This window comes from Streptomyces sp. DvalAA-43, assembly GCF_900091725.1.
Lineage (GTDB): Bacteria > Actinomycetota > Actinomycetes > Streptomycetales > Streptomycetaceae > Streptomyces > Streptomyces pulveraceus.
In genome coordinates this window covers 1-11,616 of sequence record NZ_FMBW01000053.1, presented here as the reverse complement: position 1 = coordinate 11,616, position 11,616 = coordinate 1, and the positions used below count along the sequence as shown (strand labels likewise).

Annotated in this window: 7 protein-coding genes and 3 pseudogenes; 6 read left to right on the top strand and 4 right to left on the bottom strand. The window is 73.7% G+C overall.

The genetic code is table 11. The features are described 5' to 3' along the window. Positions 1 to 459 (bottom strand): SWIM zinc finger family protein (locus GA0115234_RS21850; protein ID WP_141718450.1); only part of this gene is annotated, 459 nt, incomplete at its 3' end. A 117-nt stretch (positions 460 to 576) separates the two neighbouring features. Between GA0115234_RS21850 and GA0115234_RS21845 the strand changes: the two genes are divergently transcribed. From GA0115234_RS21845 to sucD, 5 genes and pseudogenes are all read left to right on the top strand, one after another. Beyond that, the gene (locus GA0115234_RS21845; RefSeq protein ID WP_093544211.1) at positions 577 to 1,689 is read left to right on the top strand and encodes an ATP-binding protein; all 1,113 of its coding nucleotides are present in this window, start codon (positions 577 to 579) and stop codon (positions 1,687 to 1,689) included. Next, positions 1,686 to 4,091, top strand: a pseudogene (locus tag GA0115234_RS21840) (DUF5682 family protein); the annotation flags it as partial. The gene GA0115234_RS21845 and the pseudogene GA0115234_RS21840, both read left to right, overlap by 4 nt. Positions 4,092 to 4,285: 194 nt before the next feature. Further along, the gene (locus tag GA0115234_RS21830; RefSeq protein WP_176729237.1) at positions 4,286 to 5,563 is read left to right on the top strand and encodes a vWA domain-containing protein; all 1,278 of its coding nucleotides are present in this window, start codon (positions 4,286 to 4,288) and stop codon (positions 5,561 to 5,563) included. 290 nt (positions 5,564 to 5,853) lie between these two features. Continuing rightward, positions 5,854 to 7,035 (top strand): ADP-forming succinate--CoA ligase subunit beta, encoded by a 1,182-nt coding sequence (gene sucC, locus GA0115234_RS21825; protein WP_093544209.1) that lies wholly within the window; start codon positions 5,854 to 5,856, stop codon positions 7,033 to 7,035. A 21-nt stretch (positions 7,036 to 7,056) separates the two neighbouring features. Beyond that, complete coding sequence (gene sucD / locus GA0115234_RS21820) at positions 7,057 to 7,941, top strand: succinate--CoA ligase subunit alpha (RefSeq protein WP_093544207.1); 885 nt, start codon at positions 7,057 to 7,059, stop codon at positions 7,939 to 7,941. Between the two features lie 138 nt (positions 7,942 to 8,079). Here sucD and GA0115234_RS21815 read toward each other — a convergent pair whose 3' ends face one another. Then, positions 8,080 to 9,066: an RNA polymerase sigma factor gene (locus GA0115234_RS21815; protein WP_370804541.1), complete on the bottom strand. Its 987-nt coding sequence runs from the start codon at positions 9,064 to 9,066 to the stop codon at positions 8,080 to 8,082. 267 nt (positions 9,067 to 9,333) lie between these two features. Continuing rightward, positions 9,334 to 9,471, bottom strand: a pseudogene (locus GA0115234_RS44365) (DNA-directed RNA polymerase sigma-70 factor); the annotation flags it as partial. A gap of 125 nt (positions 9,472 to 9,596) precedes the next feature. Between GA0115234_RS44365 and GA0115234_RS21810 the strand changes: the two are divergent. Continuing rightward, a complete protein-coding gene (locus GA0115234_RS21810) occupies positions 9,597 to 11,288 on the top strand; it encodes a cell division protein PerM (RefSeq protein WP_256088760.1) in 1,692 nt (563 codons plus the stop codon). A 64-nt stretch (positions 11,289 to 11,352) separates the two neighbouring features. On the opposite strand, the pseudogene GA0115234_RS21805 reads toward GA0115234_RS21810, so the two are convergent. Then, positions 11,353 to 11,616: pseudogene (locus tag GA0115234_RS21805) on the bottom strand (hypothetical protein); the annotation flags it as partial.

Here is an 11,616-nt window from a genome sequence, read left to right as displayed (position 1 = left end):
CCGCGCGGCCTCCGGGTCGGCCGGGCCCGTGGCCGGGGCGCCGCCCGCCGCCGCCCGCTGCTCCGCCTTCCCGGCCGACCGCTCGCGGCGCCCCGCCAGCCACTCACCGGCCCAGTCCGGCACCTCGCCCGCGGACAGGGCCGCTTCGCCCGACGCCCAGACCAGCAGCAGCCCCAGCGCGTGCTTGCAGGGGAACTTCCGGCTCGGGCAACTGCATGCGTACGCGGGGCCGGTGGTGTCGACCACCGTCCGGTACGGCGTGCTTCCGCTCCCCTTGCACAGGCCCCACACCGCACCCGAACCGTCGCACCCGCCGCCCGACCAGGGGCCGGCCGAACCGAGCCTGCTCCCGGCCCTGCGTGACGCATCGTCAGGAGCGAGGGCCAGTACCTGCCCCACCGTCCAGCGCGCCACCGGGCCGGCGGCACGCAAGGGTTCTCCCCCGTGAGATAGCAGCATGGGAACGACGGTAGGGCGCACCACTGACAATCGCCCTGACCTGCGGACATGACCGATTGTCAGTGCCGTGGTGCACGGTGGGGAGCACATCGGGTCGACCGATCCGGAGGGGGATCCATGACCGTGTCCGAAACCACCGCCACCGTCGGCGTACAGGCGCTCCGGCCGCATGCCGAGGACGCCTTCGCCCATGAGCTGAAGGCCCTCGCCGCGGCCGACGACCGCCCGCGCCCCGCCTGTTGGAAGCTCTCCCCATGGGCCGTCGCCACCTACCTGCTCGGCGGCGCCCTGCCGGACGGCACCGTGATCACACCGAAGTACGTGGGCCCGCGCCGCCTCGTCGAAGTCGCCGTGACCACCCTCGCCACCGACCGGGCCCTGCTGCTCCTCGGCGTTCCGGGCACCGCCAAGACCTGGGTGTCGGAGCACCTCGCGGCCGCCGTCAGCGGCGATTCGACCCTGCTCGTCCAGGGCACGGCGGGCACCCCCGAAGAGGCCATCCGCTACGGCTGGAACTACGCGCAGCTGCTCGCGCACGGCCCCAGCCGCGACGCCCTGGTGCCCAGCCCGCTCATGCGCGCCATGTCCGAGGGCATGACGGCACGGATCGAGGAACTCACCCGTATCCCCGCCGATGTACAGGACTCGCTCATCACGATCCTGTCGGAGAAGACGCTCCCCGTCCCCGAACTGGGCCAGGAGGTCCAGGCGGTCCGCGGATTCAATGTCATCGCCACCGCCAACGACCGCGACCGGGGGGTCAACGAGCTGTCCAGCGCGTTGCGCCGCCGCTTCAACACCGTCGTGCTCCCGCTGCCGGCCACCCCCGACGCCGAGGTCGACATCGTGTCCCGGCGCGTCGACCAGATCGGGCGCTCGCTCGACCTCCCGGCCGCACCGGACGGCATGGCCGAGATCCGGCGCGTCGTCACGGTCTTCCGCGAACTGCGCGACGGAGTCACCGCCGACGGCCGCACCAGACTCAAGTCCCCCTCGGGGACGCTGTCGACGGCCGAGGCGATCTCCGTCGTCACCAACGGCCTCGCTCTCGCCGCGCACTTCGGGGACGGGGTGCTGCGCCCCGGCGACGTGGCGGCGGGCATCCTCGGCGCGGTCGTCCGCGATCCGGCGGCCGACCGCGTGGTCTGGCAGGAGTATCTGGAGACGGTGATCCGGGAGCGGGACGGGTGGAAGGACTTCTACCGCGCCTGCCGCGAGGTATCGGCATGACCGGGGCCGGACGTCCCGCGGGAGCGGGACCGCTGCTGCTGGGGGTGCGGCACCACGGACCGGGCTCGGCCCGTGCCGTCCGCGCGGCGCTGGAGGCCGCCCGCCCGCGTGCCGTGCTCGTCGAGGGTCCACCGGAGGCGGACGCGCTGCTGCCGCTGGCCGCCGACGAGCGGATGCGGCCACCGGTCGCGCTGCTCGCCCATGCCGTCGACGACCCGGGGCAGGCGGCGTTCTGGCCGCTGGCCGCCTTCTCGCCCGAATGGGTCGCGATCCGCTGGGGCCTCGAACACGGCGTTCCGGTCCGGTTCATCGACCTGCCCGCGGCGCATTCCCTGGCCATGGCACGGGATGCGGAACACGCGGCGGACGGCGCCGGGGCCGAGGAGCGGGACGGGCCCGGGGAAGCGGACGGCGGGGTGGGCCCGGCGGACGCGCCCGCCGGAGCCGGACCGGCCGCACGGGCCCCGATCGACCCCATCGGCGTGCTCGCCGAGGCGGCGGGCCACGACGACCCGGAGCGCTGGTGGGAGGACGTCGTCGAACACCGCGCCCAGGGCGGCGAAGCCGCCGACCCCGGGGCACCGTTCGCCGCGCTCGCCGAGGCGATGACCGCCCTGCGCGAGGTGTACGGCGACGGCGGCCACCCCCGTGACGCCGTCCGCGAGGCGCACATGCGTATCCAACTGCGCAAGGCAGGAAAGGAGTTCGGCGACGGCATCGCGGTCGTCTGCGGGGCCTGGCACGTGCCCGCGCTCGCCACGCGGACCACGCTCGCCGCCGACCGCGCCCTGCTCAAGGGACTGCCCAAGGTCAAGGCCGAGCTGACCTGGGTGCCCTGGTCGCACCGGCGGCTCGCCCGGCGGAGCGGATACGGGGCGGGCATCGACTCGCCCGGCTGGTACGGGCACCTCTTCGACGCCCCGGACCGCCCGATCGAGCGGTGGATGACGAAGGTCGCCGGACTCCTGCGCGACGAGGACAGGTTCGTGTCCTCCGCCCATGTCATCGAGGCCGTCCGGCTCGCCGGGAGCCTTGCCGCCCTGCGCGGCCGCCCGCTCGCCGGACTGGGCGAGACGACCGACGCGATCCGGGCCGTGATGTGCGAGGGCTCCGACGTGCCGCTCGCGCTCGTCCACGACCGGCTGACCGTCGGCGAGACCCTCGGCCGGGTGCCGGACACCGCCCCTGTCGTACCGCTGCAGCGCGACCTCACCCGCCGACAGCGCACGCTCCGGCTCAAACCGGAGGCGACGGAGCGGGAGCTGGAACTCGACCTGCGCAAGGACAATGACGCGGCCCGCAGCAGACTGCTCCACCGACTGCGCGTCCTCGCCGTCGACTGGGGCGAGCCCGCCACCGGCCGGGCGAGCACCGGCACCTTCCGGGAGAGCTGGCGGCTGCGCTGGGAACCCGAGCTGTACGTACAGGTCGCGGAGGCCGGGACCTGGGGCACCACCGTGCTCTCCGCGGCGACCGCCAAGGCCGCGTCCCAGGCCGCCTCGGCGACCGCGCTCGCCGAGGTCACGGCACTCGCCGAGCAGTGCCTCCTCGCCGAACTGCCCGACGCGCTCCCCGTCGTGATGCGGGCCCTCGCCGACCGCGCCGCGCTCGACGCCGACGTGGGCCATCTCGCCGACGCCCTGCCCGCACTCGCCCGCACCCTGCGCTACGGCGACGTGCGGTCCACGGACACGGCGGCACTCGGCGAGGTCGCGGCCGGGCTCGCCGAGCGGATCTGCGTCGGCCTGCCACCCGCCTGCACCGGGCTCGACGCCGACGGCGCCGAAGCGCTGCGCGCTCGGATGGACGGGGTCCACACCGCGATCGGGCTGCTCACCGGGGCCGCACCCGCCCACGCCGGCACGGAGGCGGACGGGCTGCGCGGGCGCTGGACGGCCGTACTGCACAAGCTCGCCGCCCGGGACACCGTCGCGGGGGTCGTCCGGGGACGTGCGACCCGCCTGCTGCTCGACGACGGACGGCTCGCGGAGGACGACGCGGCACGGCTGATGGGCCTGGCCCTCTCGCCCGGCACACCCCCGGCCGACGCCGCGGCGTGGATCGAGGGGTTCGTCGGCGGGGCCGCCGGCGGAGGCATGCTGCTCGTCCACGACGAGCGGCTGCTCGGCCTGGTCGACGCCTGGCTCACCGGGGTGCCCGCCGACCTCTTCGACGATGTGCTGCCACTGCTGCGCCGCACCTTCTCGGCGTACGAGGCGGGCGTGCGGCGCACCCTGGGCGAGCTCGTGGGACGGAGCCCGTCCGCCGGAGGCCCGGCAGCCATGGGCAGCGGTACGGGGACCGGGGCGACGGCACCCGGATTCGCCCCGGGACTGGACGAGACACGGGCCGACGCGGTCGAGACGGTGCTGCGCCTTCTGCTCGGAGCGCGCCACGACCCGGACCCGCGCCACGACCCGGACCCGCGCCACGACCCGGACCCGCGCCACGACCCGGACCCGCGCCACGACCGGGACCCGTACCCGCACCACGATGCGCACCACGACCCGCACCCCGGACCGGGCCCGGACGGCGACGCCCCGTCCGGGCAGGGCGTACGAGCCACGAACGTCAAGGAACCGCAGGGGGCAACGGGATGACCACGGACACGGCCGGCACCGCGCCGCACGCACCGCGCACATCCAGCACACCGCACACGCCCAGCACACCGCACACGCCCAACGCGCCCCACGCACCGCGTACTTCCCGCGGTCAGGCGAACGACGAGCGGCTGCGCCGGTGGCGGCTGGTCCTGGGCGGGGACGGTGCGGAGGGCACCGGCCGCACCCTCACGGGGCGCGACGCCGCGATGGACGGCGCGCTGAACGCTCTGTACGGCGACGGCGGCAGGCCCGGCGGCCGGGGGAGGAACAGCCGCTCGGGCGGACTCGGGGCCTCCGCCCCCTCCGTGGCCCGCTGGCTCGGCGACATCCGCAATTACTTCCCCGGTTCCGTCGTCCAGGTCATGCAGCGGGACGCGATCGACCGGCTCGGTCTCGCCGCACTGCTCCTCGAACCGGAGATGCTGGAGGCGGTCGAGGCGGACGTCCACCTCGTGGGCACGCTCCTCTCGCTCAACAAGGCCATGCCCGAGACGACGAAGGAGACCGCGAGAGCGGTCGTGCGCAAGGTCGTCGAGGACCTGGAGAAGCGGCTCGCCACCCGCACCCGGGCCACGCTCACCGGCGCGCTGGACCGCTCGGCGAGGACCGACCGGCCCCGCCACCACGACATCGACTGGAACCGCACCATCCGGGCCAACCTCAAGAACTACCTCCCCGAGTACGGCACCGTCGTCCCCGAACGGCTCATCGGCTACGGGCGGGCCGCCCGGTCCGTGAAGAAGGACGTGATCCTCTGCATCGACCAGTCGGGGTCGATGGCCGCCTCCGTCGTCCATGCCTCCGTCTTCGGCGCGGTGCTCGCCTCCATGCGCACCCTGCGGACCAGGCTCGTGGTCTTCGACACGGCGGTGGTCGACCTGACCGACCAGCTCGACGACCCCGTGGACGTCCTGTTCGGCACCCAGCTCGGTGGCGGCACCGACATCAACCGCGCGCTCGCCTACTGCCAGTCGAGGATCACCCGCCCCGCCGACACCGTGGTCGTCCTCATCAGCGACCTCTACGAGGGCGGGATACGCAACGAGATGCTGAAGCGGGTAGCCGCGATGAAGGCCTCCGGCGTGCAGTTCGTGACACTGCTCGCGCTCTCCGACGAGGGCGCCCCCGCCTACGACCGCGACCACGCGGCAGCGCTCGGGGCCCTGGGCACACCGGCCTTCGCGTGCACCCCGGATCTCTTCCCCGAGGTGATGGCGGCGGCCATCGAGAAGCGGCCGCTTCCTGTACCGGACCGGGAGGCCCATCGGTAGCAGGGACCGCGCACCCACGGCAGAAAGGACCTCGCACCCACCGCGAGCCGGGCCACCGGCTCTGTCCACCGCGACCCGGCCACCAGCGTGGTCTGTGACCGTAATCACCGCTCAGGTGCGATCTCTGATTTAGGGTCCTGCGGACCACGGGGATAACCTGCGAGATGGACATGCCGCGTATCCGGGGTCACCGTGTGCGCATTCCTAGTGACCGAGCAGTCACGTTGCCCCTCGCGGCACGCCCACGCAGAAAACGAACCGCGAGACCATTGATTAAGGGACGGACGCGCGTGGACCTGTTCGAGTACCAGGCGAGGGACCTCTTCGCCAAGCACGGTGTACCGGTGCTGGCCGGTGAAGTCATCGACACGCCTGAGGCAGCCCGCGAGGCGACCGAGCGGCTGGGCGGCAAGTCTGTCGTCAAGGCGCAGGTGAAGGTCGGCGGCCGCGGCAAGGCCGGTGGCGTCAAGCTGGCCGCCACCCCCGACGAGGCGGTCGCCCGCGCGACCGACATTCTCGGTATGGACATCAAGGGCCACACGGTCCACAAGGTGATGATCGCCGAGCTCTCCCCGGAGATCGAGGCGGAGTACTACGTCTCGTACCTCCTCGACCGCACCAACCGCACCTTCCTGGCCATGGCCTCGGTGCAGGGCGGCATGGACATCGAGGAGGTCGCGGAGAAGACCCCCGAGGCCCTCGCGAAGGTCCCGGTCAACGCCGTCGACGGGGTCGACATCGTCAAGGCCCGCGAGATCGTGGCCCAGGCGAATTTCCCGGCCGACGTGGCCGAGGGTGTGGCCGAGGCCCTGGTGACCCTGTGGGACACCTTCGTCGCCGAGGACGCCCTCCTCGTCGAGGTCAACCCGCTGGTGAAGACCAAGGACGGCCGCATCCTCGCGCTCGACGGCAAGGTGTCGCTCGACGAGAACGCCGACTTCCGCCAGCCCGAGCACGAGGCCCTTGAGGACAAGGCCGCGGCCAACCCTCTTGAGGCCGCCGCCAAGGCGAAGAACCTCAACTACGTCAAGCTCGACGGCGAGGTCGGCATCATCGGCAACGGCGCCGGTCTGGTCATGTCGACCCTGGACGTCGTCGCGTACGCCGGTGAGAACCACGGCAACGTGAAGCCCGCCAACTTCCTCGACATCGGTGGCGGCGCCTCCGCCGAGGTCATGGCGAACGGCCTGGAGATCATCCTCGGCGACCCGGACGTCAAGTCCGTCTTCGTCAACGTCTTCGGTGGCATCACCGCGTGCGACGAGGTCGCCAACGGCATCGTCCAGGCACTTGAGCTCCTCAAGTCCAAGGGCGAGGAAGTCACCAAGCCGCTGGTCGTGCGCCTCGACGGCAACAACGCGGAGCTGGGTCGCAAGATCCTTTCCGACGCCAACCACCCGCTGGTTCAGCGCGTGGACACCATGGACGGCGCGGCCGACAAGGCCGCCGAGCTCGCCGCGGCTGCGAAGTAAGGGACGAGGGACTCCAACACCATGGCAATCTTCCTCACCAAGGACAGCAAGGTCATCGTCCAGGGGATGACCGGTGCCACCGGCATGAAGCACACCAAGCTGATGCTCGGTGACGGCACCAACATCGTCGGCGGCGTGAACCCGCGCAAGGCCGGCACCTCCGTCGACTTCGACGGCACCGAGGTACCGGTCTTCGGCTCCGTCGCCGAGGCGATGGAGAAGACCGGCGCCGACGTGTCCGTCCTCTTCGTGCCGCCGGCCTTCGCGAAGGCCGCCGTCGTCGAGGCGATCGACGCCGAGATCCCCCTCGCGGTCGTCATCACCGAGGGCATCGCCGTCCACGACTCGGCCGCCTTCTGGGCGTACGCCGGCTCGAAGGGCAACAAGACCCGGATCATCGGCCCGAACTGCCCCGGCCTGATCACCCCCGGCCAGTCCAACGCCGGCATCATCCCGGGCGACATCACCAAGCCCGGCCGCATCGGTCTCGTGTCCAAGTCCGGCACGCTGACCTACCAGATGATGTACGAGCTCCGTGACATCGGCTTCTCGTCCGCCGTCGGCATCGGTGGCGACCCGGTCATCGGTACGACGCACATCGACGCCCTCGCGGCGTTCGAGGCCGACCCCGAGACCGACCTGATCGTGATGATCGGCGAGATCGGCGGCGACGCCGAGGAGCGTGCGGCCGACTTCATCAAGGCCAACGTCACCAAGCCGGTCGTCGGCTACGTCGCGGGCTTCACCGCCCCCGAGGGCAAGACCATGGGCCACGCCGGCGCCATCGTCTCCGGCTCCTCCGGCACCGCCCAGGCGAAGAAGGAGGCCCTTGAGGCCGCCGGTGTCAAGGTCGGCAAGACGCCGACCGAGACCGCCAAGCTGGCCCGCGAGATCCTCGGCGCCTGATCGCTCCACCACTCCGGAGCGGCACCGCAGTATCGCGTCACCGCACAGACGGCGCGGGCCCGTACCCCTGGCCAGGGGTACGGGCCCGCGCCGTTTCCGTGTCCGCCGCCCCGCTGCGGGGACGGCGGATCCCTCCGCTCAGTGGGCCTCGGGAACCAGTCGTTCCGGACCCCGCGCGAGCTTGTCGTGGAGCGCCTTGCGCAGTTTGACGTCCTGCGGCGTCAGCTTCTGCGGACCGCCTCGCGGAGGCACCCCGCCGACCCGCTGGGCGGGTGACTCCGGGGTCGCGTACCGCGTCGGGGCCGTCGCCAGCGTGAGCAGCGTCAGGCCGATGATCAGCACCGTGAAGGCGATGGCCGCCCGGGTCCACAGCTCGGCCTTGCGCTCGCTGTCCGTGCGGACCGCGGCGGGCGGGGGGAGCGTACCGGCGGCCTGGGCCAGGACGAGGGCGCCGAGCCGCTCGTTCAGGAACGCCGACTGTTCGGCGGGCGACGGGCGCTCCGCCAGCTCGGGCAGCCGCTCGGCGACCGCGGCACGGGCGTTCACCAGCCGGCTCGCCGCCGCCGGGGTGCTCGCCTCCGTCTCCGCCGCCGTCTCCGGCAGATCCAGGCCGACCCCGTCGTGGAGCAGCAGGGTGCGGCGGTACGGGGGCGGCAGTTCGAGCAGCGCGTCGAGCAGGGCGCGCGGACCCGGTTCGGCCGGTGGCGGGTCGAACTGCCGGTGGGCGCGGCGCAGCCGGTGCCACGGCGACATGGCGTACTCGTACGCGGCGGCCCGCACCCAGCCCGCCGGGTCCCGGTCCACCGCGACCTCGGGCCAGCGCTCCCAGGCCAGCGCGAAGGCCCGCGCGACGGACTCCCGGGAGAGGCTCCGGCGCCCGGTCAGCAGGAACGTCTGGCGGAAGAGGGCCTCGGAGGAGTGCCTGTACAGCGCGTCGAACGCCTCCTCGGCCGGGGAGGGCCCGGCGGCTCCGGTCTCGCGTGCGGCCCAGGCTGCCGCCCCGGGCCTCGTGGATACGCCATTGGAGTCAGAGACCGCGAGCGGTGGCGCTGGTGTGCCGCGGGTGGCGGAGGCGCCGGAGGTGCTGGGCGGATCGGGGGTGGTGCCGGGCTCGGTCGGGGCCATGGAAGTGCTCCCGGTGGCTTCGACGGGGGCCGGTGGCTTCGACGGTGGTTTCGTGGACGTCACCGGCTTGGACAGCCTCGCGACCGACGTCGGTGCCGTCGGGCGGGCCGCACGTTTGACGGCGGCCTTCGGCCGGGTGTTCGGGGCGGCCGGTTTGGTCCGGGCGCTCGGCGGGGTGGCCTGTGAGCTCGGCCGGCCGCCGTTGATCAGCCTGGCGTATGCCTCGCGTTTCCGCCCCCGGGGAGAGGTGCGGCCCGTCTCCCAGGACCGGACCGTGGCGCGGGTGACGCCCACCACCGTCGCGACCTGCTCCTCACTCAGTGACTTCGCCTCACGCAGTCTGCGCCGCTCCTTGGGAGAGGGGAGCGGAGGGGCAGAGGCCGTATCCGTCGAGCTCCGCGTCATGAAGAACCCCCCGTAACGCTGCACCGGGTGAAAAAGAACATAAACGTATATTGAGCGACACAGCGGCCATTCGCCCGTTACACGGAATAAGCGCGTGTCGTTGGCAGCATTGCCGCGTGACCCAAGTGACCGAAAGCAGCCCGTCGTTGTCGGCAGAGCAGGACCGGTCCGCCGTGCTGGCCCTTGCCCTTCTGCGTGGAGCGGTTGCGGCCGGGCTCGGATTGGGCTCTGTCACCGTCCTGGTCCTGGCGCTGTGGATCAGCGCCCCGGCCTCCGACAGCAGCCCCGGCGGTGCGCTCCACGCGGCGGCCGGGCTCTGGCTGCTCGCCCACGGCGCCGAGCTGACCAGGGCCCACACGCTCAGCGGGATCCCCGCCCCGGTGGGCATCGTCCCGCTGCTGCTCGCCGTGGTCCCGGTGTGGCTGGTGCACCGCGCGGCACGGGATGTGCTGGTGCCGGACGAGGGACGCCCGGCACCCTCGGCGAGGGGCGCCTTCGGCATGGTCGTCGGCGGATATCTGCTGGTCGGCGCGGTTGCCGCGTACTACGTGCGGGGCGGTTCGCTCTCCGTGCAGCTGCCCTCGCTGCTCTTCCCGTCGGTCGTCGTGGTGGCGGGCGCGGCGGCGGCCGGGGTGTGGACGGCGTCCGGGCGCCCGATCGGGCCGCCGCCGTCCTGGGCGCCGGTGAGCCTGCACGAGGCGCTGGCGCGCCGCCGGTTCAGGGAGCGCGCGGGGACGGTGTGGCGTGCGGCGGCGGCCGGGGTGGCGGTACTGCTCGGCGGTGGGGCGCTGCTCGTGGCGGTGGCGCTGGCGTGGCACGCGCACCCCGCCCAGCGGTCGTTCGTCCAGCTCTCGGGCGACTGGTCGGGCCGGGTCGCGGTGCTCCTGCTCGCGCTGGTGCTGGTGCCGAACGCGGCGGTATGGGGCGCGGCGTACGGGCTCGGGCCGGGTTTCGCCCTCGGTACGGCGTCCACGGTCACCCCGCTCGCCTTCTCGGGGCACCCGGCGATGCCCGGCTTCCCGCTGCTGGCCGCGGTGCCCGCCGAGGGCCCGGGAACGGTCCTGAACTGGTCGGCCGGCGCGGTGCCGGTCGCGGCCGGGGTGACGGTCGCCTGGTTCACGGTACGGCGGGCCGCGCCGCCGGACGCCGCGCGCGGGGACGCCTGGGGCCCGTGGGGGACCGCGCTGGTGGCGGCCCTGGCGGCGGTGGGATGCGGGGCCGGTACGGCGGTGCTGGCGGCGGCGGCCGGGGGACCGATCGGCACCCGCGCACTGGCGGAGTTCGGGCCGGTGTGGTGGCTCACGGGCGCGGCGGCCCTGGTGTGGACGGCGCTGGTCGGCGTCCCCGGGGCGCTGCTGCTGAGGGCCTGGCGGCTGCGGAGGCGCGACGGGGAAGGGGAGGGGCGGCGAACGGCCGAGGGGGAGGAAGCGGCGTACGTCGCCGGGGCCCCCGGTGTCGCGGCACCGGGGAAGACCGCGGTGCCGGAGCCGTCGTCCGGGGACGCCTCGCGGGAGCCGGGCGGTGGTGGCCGACGGTGGTGGCGGCGTTCCGGAAACAGGGACGGGGACGGGGCCGGGGGCACGGACGCGGGCGACGAGGCGGCCGGGCCGGTGCCGGGGGACGAGCCCGCACCCCGGCGCACCGCCGCCGCGTCCTCCCTCGCGGCAGGCGCGGCGCCGGGGCCCGTACCGCCCGCCGCCCACCCGCCGGCCCAGGGGGAGGACGGGGGCGTCGCGCCGTACGACTTCCTGCCGACGGGCCCCTGGCATGAGCGGACGGTCCGGCCCGAAGAGGCCGGACCGTCCGGATCCGCGTGATCGCCGAGGGCCCCGAGGGGGCCCGCCCGCCCCGCGCCCCGGGGCTTCGGTCCCCGGCGGGTACCTAGTCCTTGACGCCGAAGAACGGCTCCAGCGGCTTCGGCAGCTGGTCGTTGCAGGACAGCTGGCCGGTCTTGGTCAGGGCGTCGTTCACGCAGGTGTAGTAGTCGCGGTAGACCAGCTGCACCGTGAAGGTCGTCGCGACGATCGAGAGCGCGAGCAGCGCGGTCACCAGCCCGCTGACGGCGGCCGTGGTCTGCTGCCTGCCGCCGACCGGAGCCGCGGGGGCGCCGGGCACGGCCCCGGGCGCCGGAGCCCGCCCGGAAGC